This is a genomic window from Cellulomonas sp. zg-ZUI22, assembly GCF_017353535.1.
Lineage (GTDB): Bacteria > Actinomycetota > Actinomycetes > Actinomycetales > Cellulomonadaceae > Cellulomonas > Cellulomonas wangleii.
Genome location: NZ_JAFMUZ010000001.1, coordinates 1531299 through 1556420, shown reverse-complemented (window position 1 = coordinate 1556420; position 25122 = coordinate 1531299). Strand labels below are relative to the sequence as shown.

Annotated in this window: 26 protein-coding genes; 3 read left to right on the top strand and 23 right to left on the bottom strand. The window is 74.4% G+C overall.

The features are described 5' to 3' along the window. Positions 1-87: 87 nt before the first annotated feature. The 23 genes from J1G43_RS07210 to J1G43_RS07100 form a co-directional block, all read right to left on the bottom strand. Entirely contained in the window at positions 88-1212 is a 1125-nt protein-coding gene (locus tag J1G43_RS07210) for a glycosyltransferase family 4 protein (RefSeq protein WP_207370315.1), read from the bottom strand. Between the two features lie 9 nt (positions 1213-1221). Beyond that, entirely contained in the window at positions 1222-1641 is a 420-nt protein-coding gene (locus J1G43_RS07205; RefSeq protein ID WP_207338965.1) for a DUF3817 domain-containing protein, read from the bottom strand. Positions 1642-1697: 56 nt separating this feature from the next. After that, the gene (gene guaA, locus J1G43_RS07200; RefSeq protein ID WP_307859501.1) at positions 1698-3314 is read right to left on the bottom strand and encodes a glutamine-hydrolyzing GMP synthase; all 1617 of its coding nucleotides are present in this window, start codon (positions 3312-3314) and stop codon (positions 1698-1700) included. A 74-nt stretch (positions 3315-3388) separates the two neighbouring features. Then, positions 3389-3943 carry a hypothetical protein gene (locus tag J1G43_RS07195; RefSeq protein WP_207378209.1) on the bottom strand — a complete coding sequence of 185 codons (555 nt, stop codon included), beginning with the start codon at positions 3941-3943 and terminating at the stop codon, positions 3389-3391. Positions 3944-3945: 2 nt separating this feature from the next. After that, positions 3946-4509: a hypothetical protein gene (locus J1G43_RS07190; protein WP_207338967.1), complete on the bottom strand. Its 564-nt coding sequence runs from the start codon at positions 4507-4509 to the stop codon at positions 3946-3948. Between the two features lie 56 nt (positions 4510-4565). Continuing rightward, on the bottom strand, positions 4566-5972 hold the full coding sequence (locus J1G43_RS07185; RefSeq protein WP_207338968.1) for a hypothetical protein: 1407 nt from the start codon (positions 5970-5972) through the stop codon (positions 4566-4568). Next, positions 5969-6373 carry a hypothetical protein gene (locus J1G43_RS07180; protein ID WP_207338969.1) on the bottom strand — a complete coding sequence of 135 codons (405 nt, stop codon included), beginning with the start codon at positions 6371-6373 and terminating at the stop codon, positions 5969-5971. The genes J1G43_RS07185 and J1G43_RS07180 overlap by 4 nt, the downstream gene beginning before the upstream one ends. A 204-nt stretch (positions 6374-6577) precedes the next feature. Then, a complete protein-coding gene (locus J1G43_RS07175) occupies positions 6578-7117 on the bottom strand; it encodes a hypothetical protein (protein ID WP_207378208.1) in 540 nt (179 codons plus the stop codon). Position 7118: 1 nt separating this feature from the next. Further along, positions 7119-7547 (bottom strand): hypothetical protein, encoded by a 429-nt coding sequence (locus J1G43_RS07170; protein ID WP_207338971.1) that lies wholly within the window; start codon positions 7545-7547, stop codon positions 7119-7121. 29 nt (positions 7548-7576) lie between these two features. Then, positions 7577-9010, bottom strand: coding sequence for a hypothetical protein (locus J1G43_RS07165; protein ID WP_207338972.1), 1434 nt, complete (start codon positions 9008-9010; stop codon positions 7577-7579). A gap of 165 nt (positions 9011-9175) precedes the next feature. Next, positions 9176-9799 carry a hypothetical protein gene (locus J1G43_RS07160; RefSeq protein WP_207378207.1) on the bottom strand — a complete coding sequence of 208 codons (624 nt, stop codon included), beginning with the start codon at positions 9797-9799 and terminating at the stop codon, positions 9176-9178. Continuing rightward, a complete protein-coding gene (locus J1G43_RS07155) occupies positions 9796-10881 on the bottom strand; it encodes an OmpA family protein (protein ID WP_207378206.1) in 1086 nt (361 codons plus the stop codon). Before J1G43_RS07155 ends, J1G43_RS07160 begins: the two co-directional genes overlap by 4 nt. 53 nt (positions 10882-10934) lie before the next feature. After that, positions 10935-11684, bottom strand: a complete 750-nt coding sequence (locus J1G43_RS07150; protein ID WP_207378205.1) for a hypothetical protein — start codon at positions 11682-11684, stop codon at positions 10935-10937. A gap of 102 nt (positions 11685-11786) precedes the next feature. Then, positions 11787-12002, bottom strand: a complete 216-nt coding sequence (locus J1G43_RS07145; protein ID WP_207338976.1) for a hypothetical protein — start codon at positions 12000-12002, stop codon at positions 11787-11789. A gap of 153 nt (positions 12003-12155) precedes the next feature. Next, positions 12156-12866, bottom strand: coding sequence for a response regulator transcription factor (locus J1G43_RS07140; protein WP_207338977.1), 711 nt, complete (start codon positions 12864-12866; stop codon positions 12156-12158). After that, positions 12859-14046, bottom strand: a complete 1188-nt coding sequence (locus J1G43_RS07135; protein WP_207378204.1) for a sensor histidine kinase — start codon at positions 14044-14046, stop codon at positions 12859-12861. The genes J1G43_RS07140 and J1G43_RS07135 overlap by 8 nt, the downstream gene beginning before the upstream one ends. Next, positions 14043-14957 (bottom strand): type II secretion system F family protein, encoded by a 915-nt coding sequence (locus tag J1G43_RS07130; RefSeq protein ID WP_207338979.1) that lies wholly within the window; start codon positions 14955-14957, stop codon positions 14043-14045. Before J1G43_RS07130 ends, J1G43_RS07135 begins: the two co-directional genes overlap by 4 nt. Continuing rightward, positions 14954-15877, bottom strand: coding sequence for a type II secretion system F family protein (locus J1G43_RS07125; RefSeq protein ID WP_207378203.1), 924 nt, complete (start codon positions 15875-15877; stop codon positions 14954-14956). The genes J1G43_RS07130 and J1G43_RS07125 overlap by 4 nt, the downstream gene beginning before the upstream one ends. After that, the gene (locus J1G43_RS07120; protein WP_207338981.1) at positions 15874-17292 is read right to left on the bottom strand and encodes a CpaF family protein; all 1419 of its coding nucleotides are present in this window, start codon (positions 17290-17292) and stop codon (positions 15874-15876) included. Before J1G43_RS07120 ends, J1G43_RS07125 begins: the two co-directional genes overlap by 4 nt. After that, positions 17289-17639, bottom strand: coding sequence for a hypothetical protein (locus tag J1G43_RS07115; protein ID WP_207378202.1), 351 nt, complete (start codon positions 17637-17639; stop codon positions 17289-17291). The genes J1G43_RS07120 and J1G43_RS07115 overlap by 4 nt, the downstream gene beginning before the upstream one ends. Then, positions 17636-19204 (bottom strand): AAA family ATPase, encoded by a 1569-nt coding sequence (locus J1G43_RS07110; RefSeq protein ID WP_207378201.1) that lies wholly within the window; start codon positions 19202-19204, stop codon positions 17636-17638. Before J1G43_RS07110 ends, J1G43_RS07115 begins: the two co-directional genes overlap by 4 nt. Continuing rightward, positions 19204-19932 (bottom strand): Flp pilus assembly protein CpaB, encoded by a 729-nt coding sequence (cpaB, locus tag J1G43_RS07105; protein WP_207338984.1) that lies wholly within the window; start codon positions 19930-19932, stop codon positions 19204-19206. Before cpaB ends, J1G43_RS07110 begins: the two co-directional genes overlap by 1 nt. Then, the gene (locus J1G43_RS07100; protein WP_207370309.1) at positions 19929-20738 is read right to left on the bottom strand and encodes a hypothetical protein; all 810 of its coding nucleotides are present in this window, start codon (positions 20736-20738) and stop codon (positions 19929-19931) included. Before J1G43_RS07100 ends, cpaB begins: the two co-directional genes overlap by 4 nt. A gap of 157 nt (positions 20739-20895) precedes the next feature. On the opposite strand from J1G43_RS07100, the gene J1G43_RS07095 reads away from it, so the two are divergent. The 3 genes from J1G43_RS07095 (at position 20896) to J1G43_RS07085 (ending at position 25099) form a co-directional block, all read left to right on the top strand. Then, positions 20896-21264 (top strand): DUF192 domain-containing protein, encoded by a 369-nt coding sequence (locus J1G43_RS07095; RefSeq protein ID WP_207370308.1) that lies wholly within the window; start codon positions 20896-20898, stop codon positions 21262-21264. Between the two features lie 263 nt (positions 21265-21527). Beyond that, the gene (locus J1G43_RS07090; protein WP_207378200.1) at positions 21528-23366 is read left to right on the top strand and encodes an ABC transporter ATP-binding protein; all 1839 of its coding nucleotides are present in this window, start codon (positions 21528-21530) and stop codon (positions 23364-23366) included. After that, entirely contained in the window at positions 23363-25099 is a 1737-nt protein-coding gene (locus J1G43_RS07085; RefSeq protein WP_207338988.1) for an ABC transporter ATP-binding protein, read from the top strand. The genes J1G43_RS07090 and J1G43_RS07085 overlap by 4 nt, the downstream gene beginning before the upstream one ends. Positions 25100-25122 lie beyond the last annotated feature (23 nt).

Below are 25122 nucleotides of genomic sequence, written 5' to 3'. Positions count from 1 at the left end.
ACGGATCAGGCTACCCGGACCAAAGGCCCGGGGCGACGGTGTGACCTGCGACGTCGCGACGTGCACGCCGCGACGGATCCCGGGGGGTCAGACGAGCCGGGCAGCCCGTGCGTACTGCGCGCGCGCGGCGGCCAGCACGTGGTCCCAGTCGAACGGCGGCGGCTCGGCAGCGGCGCGCTGCCGCATCGCGGCCAGCAGGTCGCGGTCCTGCACCAGCCGCACGACCGCGTCGGTCATCGCCTCGTCGTCCGCGACGAGGAACCCGTCCACCCCGTCGGTGACGAACTCCCCCACCCCGGTGCCGGCGTGCGCCAGGACCACGAGCCCGGCGGTGCGGGCCTCCAGCGCCGCGATGCCGAAGGCCTCCAGGCGCGCCGGTGCGAGGAAGACGTCGGCGTCGGCGTAGGTCGCGCGGACCTCGGGCCGGTCCAGGCGGCCCCGCAGGTCGACGACGTCGCCCAGCCCTGCGGCGGACACCCGCGCCCGCACGGCGTCGCGGGCCGGGCCGTCGCCGATCAGCGTCAGACGGACCGCACCGGCCGGCAGCCGTCGCGCGGCCCCGGCCACGACGTCGACGAGCGGCACCGCGCGCTTGCGCGGTGCGAGCCGCATCGTGGCCACGAGGCGCACCGGAGCCCCGGGGTCGAGGACGGCGGGGCCGGCCGGCGCCCACAGCGCGGTGTCGATGCCGTTGGGCACGACGTCGACGCGGGAACCGAGCATCGTCCGGACCCGCTGCGCCGCCGCCCCGCTCACGGCGCTCAGCGCGGCGGGCAGCCGCGCCCACCGGGTGCGCCGCACGACCGGACCGGCGACCCCTGCGACGCCGTCGAGCATGCAGTGCCACGTGATCGCCGTGGGCAGCCCCAGGCCGGTGGCCACCCGCACCCCGTCGAACGCGAACGGGGACAGGACGCCCGCGTGGACGTGCACCGCGTCGGGCCGCACCTCGCGCAGCGCCGAGCGGATCAGGCCGGGGCCCGCCAGCGGGTTGACCGGCAGGTCGAAGGGCAGGCGCGCGCCCAGCCGGTGCACGTGGACCCCGTCCTCGACGTCCACCACACCGCCGCGCTCCCCGCCGGGGCCGAGCGTCGCCGTGAGGACGTGCACCTCGTCACCCGAGCGGACCTGGTGCCGGGCGAGGTCCCCGACCTGCGTCTCGATCCCCCCGGTGCGGGGCGCGAAGCAGTCGGAGACGTGGACGACCCGCACGCCGTGCCGTCAGCCCTGGGGCGCGGACGCGTCGATGCGCGCCTGCGCGTCGGCGTGCACGCGACGCTCGAGGACGAACGACATGACCGGCACGACCCCCGCCGCGGCCAGCGACACCAGGCGCCCGAGCCGCCACCGCAGCGTCGACCACAGGTCGAACACCGTGACGAGGTAGACCACGTAGATCCAGCCGTGGGCGAACGCGATCCACGAGCCCAGCACCGGCAGCGCGTCGCCCTCGGCGTCGACGCCCCCGGCCTGGAACACGTACTTGAGCAGCATCTCGACGCACAGCAGCAGCAGCATCGACCCGGTGATCCACGCCATGACCCGGTAGCGGGTCAGGGAGCCGCGGGCCCTGCGCGCCCACGCGGCGGCGTCGGGCACCCCCGGGCTGGTCGTCGGTGTGCTCGTCGGTCCGGTGCTCACGCTCGTCCTCTCGTCGTCCGTCGGGTAGCCGGCGGCCGCGTCCGCGGCCGGCCCGCTCACTCCCACTCGATCGTGCCCGGCGGCTTGCTCGTCACGTCGAGCACGACGCGGTTGACCTCGGGGACCTCGTTGGTGATGCGCGTGGAGATGGTGGCCAGCACGTCGTACGGCAGGCGGGTCCAGTCGGCCGTCATCGCGTCCTCGGACGACACGGGGCGCAGCACGACCGGGTGCCCGTAGGTGCGACCGTCGCCCTGCACGCCGACGGACCGCACGTCGGCCAGCAGCACCACCGGGCACTGCCAGATCTCGCGGTCCAGCCCGGCACGCGTCAGCTCCTCGCGCGCGATGGCGTCGGCCGCGCGCAGCGTCGTCAGGCGCTCCGCGGTGACCTCGCCGACGATCCGGATGCCCAGGCCGGGGCCGGGGAACGGCTGGCGCCACACGATGCCCTCGGGCACGCCGAGCTCCAGGCCCACCGCGCGCACCTCGTCCTTGAACAGCGTGCGCAGCGGCTCGACGAGCTCGAACTGCAGGTCGTCCGGGAGCCCTCCGACGTTGTGGTGCGACTTGATGTTGGCCGCGCCCTCGCCGCCGCCGGACTCCACGACGTCCGGGTAGAGCGTGCCCTGCACGAGGAACTTCACGGTCTCGCCGTGCGCGCCGGCGTCCTCGACGACCTCGCGCGCCGCGTCCTCGAAGACGCGGATGAACTCGCGGCCGATGATCTTGCGCTTGGTCTCGGGGTCGGTGTGCCCCGCGAGGGCGGTGACGAAGCGCTCGCGCGCGTCGACGACCTTGAGCTGCACGCCCGTGGCGTCGACGAAGTCCTTCTCGACCTGCTCGGCCTCGCCCTCGCGCAGCAGCCCGTGGTCGACGAACACGCACGTGAGCTGGTCCCCCACGGCGCGCTGCACGAGCGCGGCCGCGACGGACGAGTCCACCCCGCCGGACAGCCCGCAGATGACCCGGGCGTCGCCCACCTGGGCGCGGATGCGCTCGACCTGCTCGGCCACCACGTTGCCCGGGTTCCAGTCGGGGGTGATCCCGGCACCGCGGTACAGGAAGTTCTCCAGCGCCTTCTGCCCGAGCGGCGAGTGCTTCACCTCGGGGTGCCACTGCACGCCGTACAGGCGCCGCTCGCGGTCCTCGAACGCCGCGACGGGGCTGCCGGCGCTCGTCGCGAGCACCTCGAAGCCCTCCGGCGCGGCGTGCACGGCGTCGCCGTGGCTCATCCACACGGTCTGCTGCTCGGGGCTGCCGTCCAGCACGGTGCCCGGCTCGGTGATCTCCACCGCTGTGCCGCCGTACTCGCGCTGCCCCGTCTGCGCGACCGTGCCGCCCAGCGCCTGGGCCATCGCCTGGAAGCCGTAGCAGATGCCCAGGACCGGGACGCCGGCCTCGAACAGCTCGGGGCCGACGAACGGCGCCCCCGTCGCGTAGACCGACGACGGGCCGCCGGACAGGATGATGGCCGCCGGGTCCTTGGCGAGCATCTGCTCGACCGTCGCCGTGTGCGGCACGATCTCGGAGTACACGTTCGCCTCGCGCACGCGCCGCGCGATCAGCTGCGCGTACTGGGCGCCGAAGTCGACCACGAGGACCGGCCGGTGCGTCGTGGGCGAGAGGCTCGTGGGCGAGGGGGTCGTGGCGGGCTCGGGCGTCTGCGTCACGAGGTCAGCCTAGTCGGCGGCGGCACGCGTCCCGGGCCGTCGGCACCCGTCGTGACGACCGCCACGGGCGGACGTCACGCGCGGGCGCCGTCCCCCGCGCGCAGCGCGCGCCGCGTCACCCAGCCGAGCAGGACGAGCACCGGCCCCAGGAGGACGAGCACCCCGCCGAAGCCGGAGCTGCTGCGCGGTCCGCCCGGGTCCGCCGACACCGCGACCTCGGCGAGGTCACCGCCGCTGCAGGTGACGTCGGCGGCGGCCGCCGTCCCCCCTGTCAGCGCGAGCAGCGTCCACTCCCCCGTCCCCCCGGCGTCCCGGACGGTCGCGGGCCGTCCCTCGGTGCTGCCGACGGGCAGCGTCGCGACCTCCTGCCCGGAGGACCGGGCGGTGGTGCACGTGACCCCCTCCGCCGACGGCCGGCCCCAGACCGCGGTGTCGCGTCCCGACGGCAGCAGCTCCACCGCGGAGCCCGCGGCCCCGGTGCGCCACATCTCCACCGGCCGCTGGGCGCCCGGTCCGGTGCCGGTGACCAGCAGCACGCCCATGACGAGCACGAACGGCCCGCCGAGCAGCGCGACCCAGGACCACAGACGAGCCGTGCGCCGCAGGTTGCCGCGCGTGAAGACAGCCACCGTCAGCCGACCGTCACGGACGCGAGCACGTCGTGCGCGCCCGACTCGTCGAACGTGTCCGCCGGCGCGACGACCGCGACGATCGCCTGCGCGTCGTCCTCGAGGTCGACCACGAGGTACTCGTAGCGCATCTCGACGTCCTCGCTGCCGACCGTGACCGTCGCCCGGTAGCCGATCCACCCGGCCGCCTCCGCGCCCGGCCACGTCAGCTCGGCCTGCTCGACGTCCTCGGCGCCGACGCTCGCGTCGCCGACCGAGCCCAGGTTCTCGATCGCAGCCGCCGCGTCACGCGTCCGCTGCGACGTGACCGACGTGTGGACCCCGGTGCCGGGACCCTCGCCGGCGGCGCGCAGCGCGAACGCCTCGTCCGCCCGGTCGCCGGGCTGGGTCTCGAACTCCTCCCAGTCCGCCGGGGCCGCGAGGGTCACGGGACCCATCGCGTGCGACTCCCACCCCGCCGGGGGGTCGGCGGGGACGAGCGGTGCGCCCGTGCTCGCCTCGGACGTCCCGCACGCGGCGAGGACGAGCGGCAGGATCGCGAGCGCGAGCACGCGGGGGGACTTCACAAGGACCTCCAGGGGATGGTGGGGCCGGGTCGAGCCGGCGCCGTGACCGACGAGCATCACACCACGCACTCGGCGCGATCGACCATGCCGGTGCCGTCGAAGTACCGGTAGCCCGTCGTGGAACGCCCGCTCTCGATGCTCTCGATGGCCAGGCCGAGCTCGAGGCCGACCTTGCCCTGGGCGTTGACGCCGTCCTCGTTCTCCCACTGCGTGTACGTCTGCTCGTAGATGTACCCGCGGTCGGCCGCCGCCTCACCCAGCTCCCGGCCGAGCGCGACGGGGTCGAACCTGTCGAGCAGGGTCTGCGGCAGGTCGACGGAGTCGGTGATGCCCGGGTAGTACGGCAGGCCGGCGGCGTGCATGACGCGGGTCGCCAGGCGGCGGTCGGCGGTCGTCTCCAGCGGGATCTCCACGACCCGCTCGGTGTAGCTCGGGTCGCCGTCGATGCCTCCCGGACCGGAGTAGCTGTTGTCACCGACCGGGTTCCACATCGTGACGCTGCGGATCCGCAACGCCACGGGGTTCCCGTCCTCGTCGCGGTCGACCTCCATGACGGCGGCCATCGAGCCGTCGAGCGTGAACTGCTGGTAGATGTCGTAGCCGGACGCGGTCACGCCGTGGCCCTGCAGCCCGCCGCCGATGCCCATGTCGGCACGCAGGTAGTCGGTCGACGTGCCGTCCTTGCGGTGCGTGCGGCCGACGTAGGCCTCGAGGAACGCCTCGGCGCCCGCCGAGCCGATGATCGCGTTGGCGCCCGCGGACGCCTCACCCTCGACACCGCCCTCGACGAACCACTCGTCCGGGTCGAGCTGCTCGTACTCGTTGCTGCCGCCGAGCTCCTCGTTGAGCCAGTCGACGCCGTCGCGCAGGGGGTTGTCGTCCCCGAACCACAGGTCCTTGGTCTCGTCGTTGCGCTTGTGGTCCAGCACGCGCCGGGCCTCGTCCGCCGAGTGCACGATGTACGACTCGCCGCCGCCGACGACCAGGGCCGCGCTCGCGTCGGCGGTCGCGCCCAGGCCGTAGGACTGCCCGTCGTTCGTCACGCTCACGTCGAACCCGACGCCGACGCCGATCCCGAGGCCGCCCTCCCGGGCGCGCGTCAGCCGGTACGTCCCGTCACCGAGCTGCTCGATGACCCACTGCTCACCGCCCTCGACCGTGACGACGACCGTCACGGACGCGTTGTCCTCCTGGCCGTGCGAGGACACGACGCACTCCTCCGGCGGGACGTAGTCCTCGGCGTCGCGGCCGGGGGTGGGGTCGCAGCCGCCACCCTGCCCGAAGGCCTCCATGATGCGGCAGAGCGCCGCCGACGCCTGGTCGGCGGGCCGCATCGACGTCAGCGACAGGACCACCGCGGTGATGAGCACCGCGGCGATCGTGATGATGCCGATGTACTCCAGCGTGCCGATGCCCGCGTCACCCTGCAGGGCGCGCTCGCGCGCCGTCCGCCACCGCCTCATCGCCCGTACCCCGTCACTCGCTCGTGCGACCGTGCGCGCACGGTCGCCACCGTCCCCAGCACGACCACCAGCCACCCCACCAGGTCCACCAGGAGCGTCCCGACGCCCGCCGGCAGCACCAGCTGCCCGACGAACGTGCGCGCCGCCCACGTGAACGGGTCGGCCAGGAAGCCGACGAGCGCCGCGACGGCGACAGCGACGGCGGCCCGCGGCGTCACGTCGACGCCCTGCAGCCCGCGCCACGTGACGACGACCAGCACGAGAGCGACCAGCAGCGCCTTGAGCACCAGGGCCGGCACCGTCGGGAGGCCCGACAGCGCGATCACCCCCGCCGCCAAGGACACCGCCGCCGCACCGGCCGCGTACGCCGCGGCCATGACCGCGAGCCGGACCACCGTCACCGCGCACCTCCAGGTCGATCCGCGACGTCGGTGCGTCGCAGCGACGCAAGTCTGACCGGCGGCGCACCGTCGGCGGTGGGGCCAGGGGTCCGTTCCGACGCGGCAGGCCTGGGTCGTCGGGCCCACCGGCGCACCCGGCCGATGTCCCTGGACGCGGCGGTGGACGCGACGGCGGAGGGCGTCAGCCCTCGGCTGCGGAGGGCGTCAGCCCTCGGCGCCCGCCCGCACCGCGATGCTCGACTCGATGCCGGCGACGATCTCGTCCGGCAGGTCGCGCCCGGTGAGCTGCAGCCCGACGGTCGTCCCCGACTCGGGGTCCGCCGCCGCCCAGAAGACGCCGCTCACGTCGTCGTAGGTGAAGTCGTTGCGCTGCACCTCGAGCGTCGCGGTGTCCACGGGCGTCGACATGCCGGTCGAGCCGTAGCCCCAGCCCCCGACCTGCGCACCCGCGACGAACGTGTCCAGGCCACGCTGCGCACCGTCCTGGCCGAGCGCGGGCGCGCCGACCAGCAGGAGCGAGTCCGGGCCCAGCTCGCTGCTGTCGGCCCAGCCCACGCTCCACAGGTCGTCGGACTGCGCCGCCTCGACCCAGTCCTCGGGGACGGCGAACGACAGGGCGCCCGACTCGACGCGCTGCCAGCCCTCGGGGGTCGACGGGGCGCTCTCGCCGGCGTCCGAGCACCCCGTCAGACCGGCGACGAGCACCGCTCCGAGGACGAGTGCCGGCACGGGACGACGGGACACGTCACACCACCTCCGCATAGGACGACCGGCTGGCCGGCGTCCAGCGTACGTGCGCCAGCAGACCACCGGCCCCACCGGTCGCGAGCAGCACGATCACGGGCACCGCCACGTCGACGGCGTGGACGAGGGGCGGCACGTCGGCGCGCGACGCGGCCTCGAGCGAGCTCGCGACGGACATGCCGAACGCGACGAGCGCCGGCAGGGACACGGCGACCAGGCCACGCCGGCGCGGGGGCCGGACCACGGCCCGCGCCGTCGCGACGAGCACGGCCACGGCTCCGGCGACCACGCCGGGCACCACGAGCAGCGGCCATGCCGTGACGACCTCACCGCTGCGCGCGGTCAGCACACCGACCAGCACCGCGCCACCGACCAGCACCGCGACGTACGTCACCGTGCCCGCCACCCACGCCCACACGAGCCTGCGCATCGTCGTCACCTCGTTCCTCGTCCGCCCGGTCAGTTGCACAGGGCGTCGTCGACCAGCTGCCGCGCACCGTCGCGGCCCGGCGCGCCGAGGAACTGCGCCTCGGTCTTGGTGGCCGTGGCCTCCTCGGCGCTGATGTTGAAGCCGAACTCCCAGCCCTTCTTCACGGCGGCACCGAACTCCCAGGAGTCCTTGACGTTGTGGTACGTCACCCGGCTGAGCCTGGCCTGCTCGTACATGAGCTGCATGAACGGGTCGTCCGACGGCTTCTCCGGCATCATCGCCGAGAAGGGCAGGGTGAGCGTGGTGCCGGCGGCGTGGTCGTCGATCCAGCCCTGCACCAGGGCACGGTTCGCGTCGGTGACGTCCAGCTTGGTGGTGGTGACCACCGAGCGGGTCTCACCCTCGGCGAGGCTGCCGCTGGCGGCCTTGAACGTGTTGTTCCCGAGGCTGCCCGTGCCGCCGACCTCGTAGGCCGACTTGAAGGCGATCTGCGAGAGGTTGCCGTCCTTGTCGTACGTCGTCGTGAACGCCCCGGTGATCGAGCCCTCACCGGTGGCGTGGCCGACGATCATGCTGCCGCCGAGCGTGCCCTTGCCGCTGAGCTCGTACGTGTAGCTCTTCGAGCCGGACTGCTTGTCGTTCATGACGATCACCGAGCCGCCGGCCGTGACCGACCCGTTGACACCCAGCTTGGGGTCGATGAGCTTGTCGTTGCCCTTGTCGTCCTTGCTGGTCCCCGGGATGCGGGTGCCGGCGCTGGCCTTGAGGGCTGCCTCGAGCGAGATCTTCGAGTACGAGATCTTGGGGTCCTTGGGCGCCTCGACCCAGCCGTCCGTGAGCCACAGGTAGAACGCCATGCCCGCGGCGCCCTCACCCTTCATCTGCTCCTGCTGGATGAGGTAGTCGTCGAGCTGCTCACGCATCGACTCCCACTGCTTCTTCGAGTCGAACTCCCACGTCGAGCCGTACTCGAACTTCAGGTTCCCGCCCAGGCTGACCTCGGCGCCCGCGTTGTCACCGTCGCCGAGCTTGCCGGCGTCGAACGTCTTGGAGCCGAGGTTGCCGCTCGCACCGATGCCGCCGCCGTCCGTCAGCGTCGCGCGCACCGTGCCGTCGGAGTACTCCTGGACGATGAAGCCCGAGCTGTCGCTCAGCTTGAAGAACCAGATCTTGACCTCGGCGGAGTACTTCTCCTTGGACTCGGACAGCATGCAGACGCCCGGGTGGTAGTCCATGTCGTCGTCGGGGTCGGTCTCGGGCGTGGTGTCGCACCCACCCGCCCCGCCGTCGAGCGCGGCCGTCACGCGGCACAGCGCCGCGGCGGCGTAGGGACCCACGTTCGTGGTCCCCAGGACCGTCGCCACCACGAGGATCGCCGCGAGCGCGACCACGCCCATGTACTCGAGCGTGCTGACCCCTCGGTCGTCACCGCTCATGCGCGCCCGCACGGCCGCCACCCTCACGTCGCCTCCCGGTCCTGAGCATCCGTCCAGGCAGGACGCTACGGTCCTGCTCCCGCCGATCCGAGGGCCCACGGTTCTACCGGCGGGCCGCCGCTCACGGGTGGTGGTGGGGCCAGGGGCCCACCGCGGGGCCCACGGTCCCGCGGGCGGCTCCCCGGCCCGGGGTCACTCCCAGGTGACCGGGACCGTGACCGGATCGGCGCCGGGGAAGACGAGGACGACCTGCGACGCCCCGGCCGGCACCGGCGGGAACAGCGCCGAGCGCACCTGCGCGGTCCCGCCCACGATCTTGGGGAACGCCCCGCACGCGCACAGCGCGTCCAGCTCGATGTCGGGCTTGTCCATGATCGTGTACGGCTTGATCGACGACTCCTCGTCGGGGCGCAGCTCCAGGGAGCGCAGGTCGCTCGCCGTGCTCGTGCCCCACGAGTAGTGCTCGCTGCGGGGGCCGTCGCTGCCGTCCGCGGTCCGCATCGCGAAGGTCAGGTCGGTGCCGCGCTCCGAGGCCGTCAGGGACACCACGGTGACCTCGACGTCGTACGGCTCGCTGGCCGAGGCGACCACGGGCACCGTCAGGGTGGCCAGCGGCTCGTCGCCGCCCGCCTCGGCGTCGGTGACGTCCTCGTCGACGAGGACCGAGGCCGCGAAGTCCTCGACGCTCATGTCCGCCGCCGCCGTCGCGGCCGCCGACGCGCTCGGCGTGGGGTCGCCCTCGGCGTCACCGCCCGTGCAGCCGGCGACCAGCACCGCGGTGGCCGCGGCCACGACCAGCGTTCGACAGGCCCTCACGACCCCTCCTCGATCTCGTAGACGACCTCGACGCGACGGTTGAGCTGCATGTTCTCCGGGCTGTCGTTCGGTGCGACGGGCTCGTTCTCGCCGCGCCCGACCGCCGTGAACGTGACCCTGCCGCCCGCGGCCGGCTGCAGCGCCGCGACCACGGCCGCCGCGCGCTCCTGCGACAGCGCGTCGTTCGAGCTGGTGGACCCGTCGGAGTCGGTGTGCCCCACGACCTGGACCTCGCCCGTGGCGCGCGCCGCGATGTCGGCCGCGACCTGGGCGAGCACCTCCTGCGCGGCCGGCGTCAGCGCCGCCGAGCTCTTGTCGAACAGCACGTTCGCGTCGAGGGTCGTGGCGACGCGCTCGGACGTCTCCGCGGTCTGCGTCGCCGCGGTCGCGGTCCGTGTGACCAGGTCGAACGTCGAGCGCGCGGGGTCGGCCCCGAGACCCGCCACGTCGGGCACCGCCGGCCAGCCCGTGCCCGCCCGCGGGCCCGGCTCGTCGGCCACGGGCTCGAGGAGCCCCTCCTCGACGGGGACGGCGAGGACGGCGGCGCGCTGGTCCCCGACGAGCACGTCGACAGTGCCCGTGCCCGCGGGCAGCTCGGGGAACACGGCGTAGATGACCGGCAGCTCACCGGCCTCCGCCTTGACGTCGTCGAACACCGAGGTGGCGTCCTGCGCGACCAGCGGCAGGTAGGCCTTGCCGCCGGTGCGGTCGACGAGCACGAGCTGGCTGATCGCGTCGAAATCGTAGGCACCGGTCCCCGGACGGAAGATCGAGCTCATGTGCAGGTACGCCCCGGAGGACGCCGTGGTCCCCAACGACAGGTACAGCACCGTGCCGCCGTCGACCCGTCGCACGCCGTGGACGGCGCCGCGCACGAGCGGACCGGTGCCCTCGCCGCTGGTCCGGGCCGTGAACGTGCCGCGGACGGGGACGTCCACCCCCTCGACGCGCACGTCCTCGCCGTCCGGCGCCGGGGACGACGCGGCGGGCGCGGCCGCGGCCGACGACGCCACGAGGACGGCACCCGCGACCACGGCGACCACCCGGGCCGACCTGCTCGCGCGGCGACGGACTGACGACATGCTCGACCTCCAGGAAGTGGCGGTGCGTGACGACCGGCTCGGCGGGACGCAGATCATCGCACGAGGCGCGGTTCCAGCCGCGCGTCCAGCCAGGCCCGCATGGCGGTCCGCACGACGGCGACGTCACGCTCCGGGCCGAGGCTCACGAGCACGGCACCGCCGCCCGACGTGCAGGTGAACGTGTGGTCCCACCCGAAGACCGGCACCGGCGGCGGGGGCGGCGGAGGGGTCGGGCTCGGCGTGGGCGTGGCCGACGGGTCGGGCTCGGGCTCGGGGGTGGGCTCCGGCGGCGGGGGCGGCGGCTCGTACCCGACGATGACGCGCTCGCGCGTCAGCTCGCAGCGGTCGAGGGCGACGCCGACCTCGGCCTCGGCCTGCCGGTAGGTGCCACCGCGCAGGCCCTCCGGGTCCGGCGTGCGGACCTCGACGCGCACCCGGTCCGCGCGCAGGTCCGCGTGGTAGCGGGCGCCGACCAGCTCGGAGCCGTTGCGTCGCGCGTACGTCTGGGCGTCGGTGATGCCGACCGACGGGGCCATCGTCCCGCCGACCGTCCCACCGACGGGCACGACGAGCGCGGCGTCCAGGGCAGCCTCCCGCACGCGCTGCGCCGCGGCGAGCGCGGCGGCGTCGGCGGCGGACGACGAGCGCCCGGCCATCCCGGTGCTCGTGACCAGGGGGACCAGGACGAACGCGAGGAGCGCGAAGGCGCACAGCACGACGCCGACGATGAGGCCGAGAGCGGCGGCACCGCGGTCGTGGGCACCGCGGTCGGCGTGACGGCGGCGCGCGTGCGGGGTGGTCACGGTGTCCTCGCTCCTCGTGTCGGTGGGCGTGTGGGGACGGCGGAACGGCGCTGCGCCGGGACCCGCAGGGGTCCCGGCACAGCGCCGTGGCGGAGAGGGACGTCAGCCCCCGACGACGCCCTCGATCTCCGTGATGGCGCTGTCGACGAAGCCCTTGGGGTTCCAGCCCTTGACCGTGCCGATCACGGCGACGAGCAGGAGGCCGGCGACCACGAGGATGCCGATGTACTCGATGGTGCCCTGGCCGGCGTCACGGCCGCCGGCGTTCTCGAGCGCCTTCTGGATGCGGACCTGCGTCTTGACGAACATGCGCGTCATGGCTGACTCCTGACTCTGCTGCAGCGGGCTCCCCGCTGACCTGACCTGTGGTGATCCGGTGCGGCGTCCCGCTGTGGACCTCTGACGACGAGGACGACACTACGGACGAGCCGGACGCGGGCGACGGGTCCGTGGACCCAACTCAGGGCCCATTCACCCGCCCCGCGGGACCGGGCCCGCCGCACCACCGAGCCACACCGCGACGGCCTCGGCCCGGGTCCGTACACCCAGCTTCGCGAAGATGTGGTTGATGTGGTTCTTCACCGTCTTCTCGGACAGGAAGCACGTCGCCGCGATCTCCCGGTTGGTCTGCCCCGCCGCGACCAGCTCCATGACCTCCGCCTCGCGGGCCGACAGTCCGGCGTCGGGACGCACGGGTGCCGGCGCGGGCGCCGGGCGCAGCGCGTCGCGCATCACGGCCGCGGCGTGCGGCGACAGCACGAACGAGCCGGCCGCGACCGACAGGATGGTGCGCTCGAGGTCCCCCGCCTCGAACTGCCCGTGGACCAGGTAGCCGCTGGCCCCGGCCTCCACGGCCGCCCGGACCACCTCGGGGGCGTCGGAGTACGTGAGCATGAGGACCTTGCTCCACGCGGACACCTCGGCGGCGACCTGCACGCCGTCGCGGCGCGGCATCCGCACGTCGAGCAGCACCACGTCGGGCATGGTGGCCCGCACGACGCGCACGGCCTCCTCGCCGTCGGCGGCCTGCCCCACGACGCGCAGCCGGTCGGAGGCGTCGATGAGGCTCGTGAGCCCCATCCGGATCACGGAGTTGTCGTCCACGACGACGACCGTCACGTCCGTCACGGCGCGGTGCGCGCTCGTGTCCGTCCCGTCGCGCGTGCCCGTCGCCTCAGCCATGGAGCTCCACCAGTCCTCCGCTCTGCGGGGCGCGCCCGCCCGACGTCGCGTGGACGATCTCCACGCGGGTGCCCGCGCCGGGCCGGGACGACACGGCGAGCCGCACCCCCGCCTCGCGCGCACGCTCGTGCATGCCTGTCAGGCCGAAGTGGCCGTGCGGGCTCGTGCCGTCGACCCGGGGGGCGAACCCCTGGCCGTCGTCGGCGACGACGATGCGGCAGGCGTCCCCGGTCGCGGCGAGCTCGACGGTCACGTGCGACGCGCCGGCGTGCCGACGCACGTTCTCCAGGGCCTCCCCGACGATCGCGAGGACCTCGTAGCGCACCTCCGTGGGCAGGTCGACGGCGAACCGCACGACCAGCTCGCAGGGGATGCCCGTCTCCGCCTGCCACGCCTCGCAGCGGTCCCGCAGGACCTCGACCAGCGGACGGTCCGGCTGGTCCGCGCGCAGGCGCACGAGGATCTCGCGCGCCTCCCGTGCCGCGTCCTCCGCGGCGTCCCCGAGGGCGCGCGCGAGCTCGGCCGCGCGCGCGGGGTCCCGGTCGACCCATCCGACCAGGCCGCGGGCCCCCAGCGCGATGCCGTGCAGGGTCTTGCCGACGGAGTCGTGCATCTCCCGCGCGAGCCGGGCGCGCTCGTCGGCCGCGACGAGCGCACGCTGCGCCGCCTGCGTCTGCGCGTGCAGCGACGCCTGCTCGGCGTGGGCGCGGCGGACCGCGGCGCCGAGCCCCACGAGGCACAGGTACAGCGTCGGGACCCCGAGGGCGAGCATGAAGCCCTGGTCCCGCCCGTCCGTGGCCAGCGTCCGCACCACGACGTACCCCGCCGCGAGGATCAGCGCACCGGCGACGGCGGCGCGTCGCTCGGTGAGCATCCCGACGAGCAGCGCGCTGGAGAACGTGGCCAGCACCAGCGGGCTCTCGACGCCCAGGGCCGCCACGAGCCCCAGGTTGATGAGCACGTCCACCACGAGCACGAGCGGGTGCCGCGTCACCGCGTCCAGCATCGGCGGGTGGACGAGCACCGCGAAGCCCGGGCCGGCCAGCACGAGGACGCAGATCAGCAGCACGGGCGTGACCTGCTGCCCGACCATGCCGAACAGGGCGACGACGATCGCACCGAGCCGCACGAACATCGCCGCGGACACCAGCCGGTGGTGGAACCCGGGGCGGCCGGTCATCCCAGCCCTTCGGTCAGCGAGCCGAAGTCGATGTCCGCACCGATCCACAGCCCGACGAACACGAAGATGACGGCGGCCGGCACCAGGACGAGCGACGTGACCAGCGTGACGCGCGGGGCCATCCGCGCCGCGGCCTGCCGCATCCGCTGCCCGCTGTCGCGGCGCATGTCCAGCGCGATCTGCTTGAGGGACGCGGCGAGCGGCGCACCGAGCTCCTGGGACTGCAGGAGCGCCGAGACGAACTGCGCGACGGGCTCGGACGAGCTGCGTCGCCGGAAGGCGTCGAGCGCGTCGCGCACCGAGGCGCCGTTGGCGACCTGCTGGAGCGTCAGCTGGATCTCCTCGGCCAGGGGCCCGGAGAACCGGTCCGCGACGCGGGCCATCGCCTGCCGGAAGCTGACGCCGGCCATGACCGTGACCGCGAGCACGTCCAGGAAGTCCGGCAGGTCCTTGTCGATCTGCTCGCGACGCAGGCGCTGGGCGCGTGCGACCTGACTGAGCGGCAGCACGAGGGGCGCGACGTACGCCAGCGGCACCCACAGCAGGTTGCCCTGGAGCACGAACAGCACCGCGATGGGCGTGACCACGAGGAGCCACCAGGCGACGCGCTCGAGGAAGCCGTCGACGGTCAGACCGTCGGGCCGCCCGGCCTCGTCGATGCGTCGCTGCAGCGACGCGAGCCGCGCGGGACCCAGTGCGCGCCGCAGACGCGGCACCAGCCGCCGCGCGAGGCGCTGCAGCGGCGTCGTGCCCTCGGCGCGCCGCCGACGCTGGCCCTTGAGCAGCGCGAGGTCCTCGACCGCGAGCGTGTCCAGGGCGTCCGTGCGCATCGCCCGGTACCCCAGCAGGCCGAGGACCGTCGCGATCGCGGCGAGTCCCCCGCTGAGCAGCAGGACCGTGCCCGCGGTCATGACGGGAACCTCGTCATCCGGCGGATCACGAGTGCGCCGCCCACGAGCAGCCCTCCACCCACGAGCAGCGCACCGCGGCCCAGCCACTCCTGCGTCATGCGCTCGACGGTGCCGGGCTGGATGACGTTGAGGAGCACGAGGATGCCGAAGCCCATGCCGACGACCGTGTAGCCGGTGGCCGTGGCCTGCGCGAGCACCGTGCGCACCTCGCGGCGCGTCTCCTTGCGCTGCTCCAGCGTGTCGGCGATGTCGCGCAGCGCGGTCACGAGGGACCCGCCGCTGCGGGCCGAGACGAGCAAGGTCGAGCTCAGGACCGCGACCTCGCGCGAGGTCAGCCGCTCCTGGAGCTCCTCGATCGCGGTGTCCAGCGCGACGCCGAACCGCAGCCGGTCGGCCACGCGCCGCAGCTCGGGCCCGGCCGGGGCGGTCAGCTCGCCCGCGGCGACGCCGATCGCGGCCGCGATCGACAGGCCGGCGCTCGTCGCATTCGACAGCACGCGCGCGAGCTCGGGCATCTGGGAGATGAACTGCTCGTTGCGGCGCTGGCGCGTGCGGCCCAGCCACGTGCGCAGGCCGACGACCATCGCGACGACGCCCAGCACACCGAACGCGGGCGCGAGCGCCACCGACAGCAGCCAGGCCGCGACGGCACCCGAGGCGAGCGTCACCGCGGCGACCAGGGAGGGCGAGCGCTCCTCGCCCGCGAGGACGAGCTGGCGGCTGACCCACCGCCCGGGGCGGGTCTGGACGAACGACCGGTCCCACGCGTCGACGCGCGCGTTCCAGGACGCGGGGTTCTCGTCGACCACACCCTCGACGATCGCGCGGCGCCGGCTGTGCACGAAGGAGATGTCGGCGATGCCGACGACGAGCAGCACCGAGGCCGCCGCGACGCCGACGAGGATGAGCAGGACCGTCACGACGCGGCCACCTCGTCCTGCGCCTCGGCGGCGGCCGGCACGTCCTGCGGCTCGGCGACGGACGGCACGGCCTGCGGTGGGACCGCGGCACGGCCGATCGCCTCGCCGGCGATGCGCAGCCGGTCGAGCAGCCGCTGCGGGATGGGGTGCAGGACGAAGCGCCCCGGTGTGCCCGTCGGGCCCTGGGCCTCGGGGTCCCAGCGCATGATCGGCTGGACCTCGAAGTCCTCGCGGTGCTTCGACGCGACCCACCCGATCTCGACGACGCGCCGCGTGCCGTCCGCGCCGCGCAGCAGCTGCACGACGATGTCGATCGCGTTGTTCACCTGGTCGCGCAGCGCGTGGAACGGCACGTCGACGTCGCTCATCGACGCGAGCGTCTCCAGGCGGATCAGCGCGTCGACCGTGGAGTTGGCGTGCACGGTGGCGAGCGAGCCCTCGTGGCCGGTGTTCATCGCCTGCAGCATGTCGAGCGCCTCGCCGCCGCGGACCTCGCCGACGATGATGCGGTCGGGCCGCATGCGCAGCGCGTTGCGCACGAGGTCGCGGATCGTCACCTGGCCGTGGCCCTCGACGTTGGCCGGTCGCGTCTCGAGCCGGACCACGTGCTCCTGCCCGAGCGAGAGCTCGGCGGCGTCCTCGATCGTGATGATGCGCTGGCGACCCTGGATGAACGCGGACAGCGCGTTGAGGAAGGTCGTCTTCCCCGAGGAGGTACCGCCCGAGACGATGATGTTGGCGCGCGCGCGGACGCACGCGGCGAGCAGCTCGGCGCTGGCGGCGTCGAGCGTGCCGCGGCGCAGCAGCTCGTCCAGACCGTACGAGCGCGGGAAGAGACGGATCGTGACGGTCGGACCGTTGAGCGTCAGCGGCGGCAGGACGACGTGCACGCGCGCCCCGCGCGGCATGCGCTCGTCGGCGGGCAGGCGCGCGTCGACCATCGGGCTCGACTCGTCGACGCGGCGGTTGACCGTCGAGACGATGCGGTCGATGGTCTGACGCAGCTGCTCCTCGGTCGCGAAGGTGGTCGCCACGCGCTCGATCTGGCCGAACCGCTCCACGTAGATGGTGTCGTGCCCGTTGATCATGATCTCGGACACCGTCTCGTCCGCGAGCAGCGGCTCGAGGACGCCCAGGCCGATGGACTCGTCGACGACCCGCCGGATCAGGGCGTTGCGCTCCCGCGTCGTGAGGATGACGCCCTCGGTCGACACCAGGTGCGCCACGACCCGCTCGAGCCGCACGCGCCGCTGGCCGGTGTCGAGCCGGCCGAGCTCGTGCAGGTCGACCTCGTCGAGCAGCATGCGCTTGAACTGCGAGACGAGCTGCTCGTCGAGCTCGCTGCGCGCGAACGCCGACCCCGCGGCGACGGGGCTCGCGTCGGACCGGCGGTCCCAGTCGGAGAACCCGCTCATCGGCCGGTCCTCGGCATGGCGACCTGGCGGTCGACCTGGATCTGCGGGAACCCGGCGACGCGGCGCACGTCGAGCGTGACCTTCACCGTGTCGTGCGCGGGGTACGTGACGCGCGCGTCGAGCGTGCCGGGCAGCGACCGCTCCACGGCCTGCTGCACCGGACGACCGAGGCTCAGCGCGCGCGCACCGTCGCGGGCGGCCTGCGCGGCGGCGTCCGCCGCGACGACGTACCAGACGAACTGCATGATGCAGACGACCGCGAGCGCCACCGCGACCAGCCCGCCGACGACCTCGATGGTCGCCGTCCCCTCGTCCCGGCGGCGCAGGTCGCGCACGAGCCTGGTCATGGTTCCACCACCACTTCCCGTCCGATCGTGATCCGCCACGGCGTCGACGCGAGCCCGGGTGCCAGGATCGGCACCGCCATGCTGACCTCCACCTCGCGCCCCGTGGGGTCGCGCCGCACACGCAGGTCCGAGTGGTACCCACCCGGCACGGCGTCCTGCGTCGCCTGCCGCAGCTCGCTCGACGAGGCGTGCACCGCGGCCGCACGGGCCGCGGCCGACGCGCCGTAGCCGGTCCACAGGGCCGTCAGCCCGACGACCGCGAGCTGCACCACGACGACGCACACGACGACCACCGTCGGCAGCACGCCGACGAGCTCGATCGAGGCCGAGCCCTCGTCGGAGGCGGCGGTACGACGGCGGCGCCCGCGCGCGGCCTCCTCCCCGGCCGCCGGCGCCGAGGCTGCGGCGCGCCCGCGGCCGACGCCCACCGCGCGTCCGAACGCGCGCACCGACTGCCACCACGAGGCGTCCTCGACGTACTCGGGCGAGCGCGAGTTGACCGAGCGCTCGAGCTTGCGTCCCCGGTCCGTCAGCGTCACGTCGAGCACCGGGCTGGGCGAGAGCCGCGCGACGGTGTCGGGCTGGATCTCGTCGGCGCGCGAGTGCCGGTTGACCAGCACCCACGTGCTCTCCGGCTTGCGGACCGACAGCTGGTCCCACCAGCCGACGTTGCGGCGCAGGGCGCGCAGGCTCACCAGGTCCGGCGTCACGACCGCGACCGCCTCGTCGGCGATCTCGACGACCGCCGCCTGCAGCGGGGTGACCCGGGCGCCGGCGTCGATGACGACGAGGTCGTACTGCTGGCGCACCAGCCCGATGATCTGGCGGATCGCCGCCGGGGTCACCAGCGAGGCCTCGCGCACGTCCTCCGGCGGCAGCAGCAGGTGCACGCCGGACTCGTGCTCGAGGATCGCGTCGGCGACCGTACGGAACGACAGGTCGTCGGCGACCTTGGCGACGTCCGCGACGGACACCCGGTGCCGGGCCTCGATGAGGCTCGACACGTCGCCCTTCTCCAGGTCGAGGTCGATGACCAGGACGCGGTGGTCCGGGAGCTCGCGGCGCACGTCCCACGCGAGGTGGGTCGCGACCGTGGTGGCGCCGACGCCGCCCTTGGTGCCCGTGATCGCCAGCACGAGCGCCCGGTGGCCGGCGGTGCTGTCGGTCTGCTCGACCAGCAGGGACTGCAGGCGCGTCGACCAGTCGATCGCGTTCGTGATGCGCTGCTGCACCTCGGCGAACGACAGCGGGTACGTCAGCAGGCCGCGCGCCCCGGCGTCGGTGGCCTCGGCGAGCGTCTCGGGGTCGGAGTCGCCCGACACGATGAGCGTCACGCTCGCCGGGCGACGCAGGCTCAGGTCGCGGACGACCTGGTGGACCGGCTCGGGACCGAGCTGGTCGTGCAGCAGCACGAGGTTGGGGTCGCGCTCCACGACGACGCGAGCCAGCTCGGCGGTCGACTCGACCACGGCGAGCACCTCGACGTCCGCCACCTCCGCGAGCTGCGAGCGGAGGTCGTACGCGAGCGTCTGGTCCGCGCACCCGATGACGACTGTCCCGGCCATCAGCCCTGGCTCCCCTCGGGCACCGCGACGCCACCGAGGTCCTCGGCGTCGAACTCACCCTGCTCACCGGTGCGGTCCTCGCCCGTGCCGGTCGGCAGACCGACGAGGCGCACCTCCTGGGCGAACGCGGCGGCGTACGTCACCGCGAGCGCGTCGTTCGGCTCGAGCGCGAGCGTCACCGGGACGACCGCGGCCTCACCGGTCGGGCTGTCCTCGTCGAGGCGCACCTGGCTGCCGCGCACGGAGACCACGCGCACGTTCTGCACGAGCACGCGCACCTGCTTGGGCAGGCCGGGCACGTCGGCGAACACCGCGTAGATGTCGACGTAGTCGCCGGGCCGCACGCGGTCGGCGATGCCGGTGATCTGGTTCACCTGGATCGCGATCTCGCGCTCGGTGGCCGACAGCTCGGACGGCGGCACCAGCATGTCCTCCGACAGCAGCGTGCCCTGCGCGATGTTGAACCCGATGCGGCGGCCCACGAGGTCCTCGGCGTCGAGGCGGGCCGACTCGGACAGCCACCGCGCCGGCACCTCGTCGGCGACGATCGACGACTCCTCGATCGTGGCGAAGGCCGGCATGTCGTCGGCCGTCCGGTACACGGTCACCACCGACCCCACCTGGCTGGCGACGTTGTTGACGTAGGAGGCGACGACGAAGAACACGACGACGGCGAGGACGACGGCGAGCAGGACGAACAGCACGCCACGGCGCTGGCGGGGGTTCACGCGGGGACTCCTCGGGGGTCGGCGGCAGAGGGCCGCACGTGGCAGAACGGGCAGGTGTCGGAGAAGACGAGGGCCTCGCACACGTCGCAGCGGCCTCGGGCCGCCGGCAGCTCCAGGCGCCGGTCGGCGGGCAGGGCGACCAGCTCGACGGCCCCGTCGGACCCGGTGCGTCCGGCGGTGTCGAGCGCGAGCGCGGGGACGTCGGCCGTGCCGGTGGCGCCGGACGTCGTGAGCGCGTCCTGCAGACCGGCCGCGGGCACCCGTCCCAGGCCGGCGCCGTACAGCTCGCCGCGGGCCAGCACGGGCTCGGCAGGTTCCGCGCGGCCCACCGCGCGGGCCGCCGGCGCGGGGCCGGAGAACGTCACGACGAAGCCGTCGCCCCCGGGCAGCCACGAGCGCAGGTGCTGGCCGACCGCCACGGGCGGGTGCTCCAGCCTCGCGACGCTCGGCGTCCAGGCGCCGCTCCACGTCTGCTCGAGGAGCTGGTCGGCCACGACGCAGGCGATGCCGGCGTCCACGCCCGCCGCCGCGACCTGCCCGGCGACCAGGACGAGCGCGGCCGGACCGTGGTGCGCGACGCGCCACGCGACGGGCATCCCGGCGTCGGACAGCACCGCGGCGTGCCGCCGGACGAGTGCTTCGTGTCGCTTTTCACCCAGAATGAGGACGTGGCCGTCGCCCGGACGGAGTCGTTCCCGGAGTGCCGGGAGGTCGTGCGGGTCGACCAGCAGGAGGCCGTCGTTCTCGACCAGCTCCCGTGCGTCCGGCACGAGCGGCACGAGCGCCGACACGACGATGCGCTGCATGGATACCGTGATCTCCTCGGGGCCGTGGCCTGCGTTGACGCTATGACTGGCTGCGGTGCCGACACCTGGGAAAGGTGCATCAGGAATGCATCGGACACGTCGTAGGACATATGGCCCGGTGATGACCCGCCCGACGGATGATAGTGGGGAAAAAGCAATGGCCAATTCCAGCGCTCGGCTGTTCGTGGACGGCCGCGAGGTGGCCGACGTGGTGATCGCGGACACGTGGGCGCGGCGCGCCCGCGGCATGCTCGGACGCCGTCCCCTCCCCGACTCGATGTGGTTCGTGGGCGAGGCGGGCGTGCACGGGATGGGCATGACGCAGCCGCTCGACGTGGCCCTGCTCGACGACGCCGGACGCGTCGTCGCGACCACCGTGCTGCGCCCGTTCGGCATGACGCGGCCGCGGCGCGGCGTCGTCGACGTCCTCGAGGCACCCCGGGGCAGCTTCGCCGCGTGGGGTCTCGTCGTCGGCAGCACGCTCGCACGGCACGCCGACGACGCGGCGGCGACCGGCACGGGCTGAGGCATGCCCACATGCTCGGTGCCCACGGCCCTCCGGACGCAGGGCCCGTGGGCCGGTTCGACCCCGCCCGGCCTGGGCCCGCCGTGGGCCCGTCGACCCACGCGTGACCTGCGCGCCGGCGCGCTCGCGCGGGTCGCCGGGACCGACGGCGCGGGCGGCGGGCGGGACCGGCGGACGGGGACCGGCGGACGCGACGGGAACGACCGTCGCGGGCTGCACAAAACGCTTCTGGCCTGTCGGTGGCGCGACGTACGTTGACGGACGTGCGCTCACTCCCTCTCGCCGATCCCGGCACCCCGCCGCTGCGCGGCCCCGCCGCCTACCTCGGGTGGCTGGCCCGGCGCCAGTGGGGCATCCTCCTGGCGGCCGTCACCTGCGGCGTGGTCCAGTTCGCCTGCCAGGCGTTCCTGCCCTACCTGACCGGCCGGGCGATCGACGACGGCCTGGAGCAGGGCTTCGGCCCCGGCCTGCTGAGCGCCGCCGGCGCCCTGCTGGCCCTCGGCGTGCTGAGCGCGGCCGCGTCGGCCGTGGGCCACCGGTTCGACGTCGCCAACTGGCTGCGTGCGGCGTTCACGACGTCCCAGCTCGTCGGGCGGAGCACGGCGCGCACCGGGCACGCCGTGACGGCGGAGCTCCCGACGGGTGAGGTCGTGTCCGCCGTCGCGAACGACGCGCTGCGGGTCGGCGACCTGTTCGCCGTCACGGCCCGGTTCATCGGCTCGCTCACCGCGTACGCCGCCGTCGCCGTGCTCATGCTGCAGGTCTCCGTCCCGCTGGGCCTGGTCGTGGTGCTCGGCCTGCCCACGGTCGCCGCGGTCCTGGGCCTGCTGGTCAAGCCGCTGCAGCGTCGCCAGTCCGCGCAGCGCGAGGCCTCCGGGCGCCTGACGACCCTCGGCTCCGACACCGTCTCCGGGCTGCGCGTGCTGCGCGGGATCGGCGGCGAGTCGGTGTTCACCGGTCGCTACCGCCGCCAGTCGCAGCTGGTGCGCGAGCGCGGTGAGCACGTCGCGGTCACGCAGTCGTGGCTGGACGCGCTGCAGGTGCTGCTGCCCGGCATGTTCGTCATCGCGCTGGTGTGGCTGGGCGCCCACATGGCCCTCGAGGGCACCATCACGCCCGGGCAGCTGGTCACCACGTACGGCTACGCGGCGTTCCTCGGCTGGCCCGTGCAGAACGCCACCGAGTTCCTGCAGTCCGCGACGCGCGCCGTCGTGGCCGCCCGCAAGGTGCTGACCGTGCTGCGGGTCGTCCCCGCCGCCGGTGCGGCACCCGCGTCCGTCAGCACGCCCCCGCCGCCGGGCTCGCCGCTCGTGGACGAGGCGAGCGGCGTGACGCTCGAGGCCGGCCGGGTCGTCGCGCTGGTCTGCGCCGACCCGGACGAGTCCGCGCGCATCGCGACCCGGATGGGACGGTTCGACGACGACGCGGAGGCCGCGACGCCCGTGCGCCTCGGCGGGGTCCCGCTGCGCGACCTGCCGCTGGCCGAGGTGCGGCGGCGCGTCGTGGTCGCCGAGGCCATGCCGCAGCTGTTCTCCGGCTCGCTGGCCGCCGGCCTGGACGTGCGCGGCGGCGCGCTGCGCGAGGACCTGCTCGACGCGATCGCCCTCGCCGACGCCCAGGACGTGCTCGACTCCGTGCCCGACGGGCTGGACGGCGAGCTGCCGGAGAAGGGCCGGTCGCTGTCCGGCGGTCAGCGCCAGCGCGTCGCGCTCGCCCGCGCGCTGCTCACGCAGGCCGAGATCCTCGTGCTGGTCGAGCCGACCAGCGCGGTCGACGCCCACACCGAGGCGCGGATCGCCGCCCGGCTGTCCGACGCGCGCCGCGGGCGCACCACGCTCGTCGTCACCGCCAGCCCCCTGGTGCTCGACCACGTGGACGAGGTGCAGCTGGTCGTCGACGGCGCGCTCGTCGCCCGCGGCACCCACGCCGCGCTGCTCGACGGCGCGGCCGGCCCCGAGGTCGCCGCGACGTACCGCCGCGTGGTGGGCCGCCGCATGGACGACGACCTGCCCGTCGAGGAGTCGTTCGACCGCACCGACCCCCGCGGCCCGTCGTCGACGGACCGCTCCGCCGTCGACCTGCCCACCGGAGGTGCCGCATGAAGCTGCCCGTCGCCGACGCGGCCACCGTCCGCGCGTACGCGACCGAGCTGCTCGGCCGGCACCGCCGCCGGCTGGGCGGCCTGGCCGCGCTGCACACGCTCGCCGCCGTCGCCGGCCTGGCCGGGCCCCTGCTGCTCGGGCGTCTCGTCGACGCCGTGACGTCGGGCACCGACGCGCGGTACGTCAACACGCTCGTCGTGGTCGGGGCGGTCGCCGTCCTCACCCAGACCGGGCTCATCCGGTACGCGCAGCGCGCCTCGATGCTGTTCGGCGAGCAGGTCTTCGCCGAGCTGCGCGAGGAGTTCCTCGAGACCGTGACGTCGCTGCCGCTGTCGGTGGTCGAGCGCGCCGGCACCGGGGACCTGGTGGCCCGCACCACCAACGACGTCAACAAGCTGCAGCACGCCGTGCGGTTCGGGGTGCCGCGGGTGATCGTCGCCGTGGTGACGATCACGCTCACGGTGGTCGCGTGCCTCGTGATCGACCCGCTCGTGTCGCTCGCGCTGTTCGTCGGCGTGCCGACGATGGTGATCATGGTGCGCTGGTACCTGCGCCGTGCCACCCCCGCGTACGTCCGGGAGTCGGCGGCCTACGCCGTGCTCAACGGCACCATCACCGAGACCGTCGAAGGGGCGCGCACCGTCGACGCCCTGGGTCTGGGGGACGCCCGCGAGGAGCGCGTGCGCGACGACCTGCGGGAGGCCTTCGCGGCCGAGCGGGCGACGCTGCGGCTGCGGACCATCCTGTTCCCCGGCGTGGACCTGGCCTTCGTGCTGGCACCCGTCGCGGTCCTGGTGTGGGGCGGGTACCTCGCGTCGACCGGTCACGTGACGCTCGGGGCGGTCACCACGATCGTGCTGTACGCCTACCAGGTCACCGGTCCGGTGTGGGAGCTGATCTTCTGGGTCGACGAGATCCAGGTGGCGGCCACCGCCCTCGCGCGCATCGTGGGCGTGCGGCTGGTCGGGACCGACCGCGAGGCGGGTGACGCGCGCCCGGCCGACGAGCGCATCGCGACCCGCGGGCTGCGGTACGCGTACCGCGAGGGCCACGACGTGCTGCACGGGATCGACCTGGACCTGGCGCCCGGTGAGCGGCTCGCGGTCGTGGGCCCGTCGGGCGCGGGCAAGTCGACGCTCGGCCGCATGCTGGCCGGCATCCACCCGCCCACGGCCGGCACCGCGACCGTCGGGGGCGTCCCGCTGGTCGACCTGCCGCTCGAGGACCTGCGGGGGCACGTCGCCCTGGTGACGCAGGAGCACCACGTCTTCGTCGGGACCGTCGCGGAGAACCTGCGGCTGGCCAAGGTCGACGCGGACGACGACGACCTCGAGCGCGCCCTGCGCGCGGTCGACGCGTGGGACTGGGTGCAAGGGCTGCCCGAGGGGGCGGCCACCGAGGTCGGGTCGGGCGGCACCGCGCTGACCCCGGCGCAGGCGCAGCAGCTCGCGCTCGCGCGCCTCGTGCTGCTCGACCCGCACACGCTCGTGCTCGACGAGGCGACGTCGCTGCTCGACCCCCGCGCCGCCCGGCACCTGGAACGGTCGCTGTCGGCGGTGCTGGCCGGGCGCACGGTGGTCGCGATCGCGCACCGGCTGCACACGGCGCACGACGCCGACCGGGTGGCCGTGGTCGACGCGGGCCGGATCAGCGAGATCGGCCCGCACGACGAGCTGGTCGCGGCGGGCGGCGAGTACGCGGCGCTGTGGAGGTCGTGGCAGCACGAGGGCTGAGGGCGCCCGGGGCCCGCGCGCGG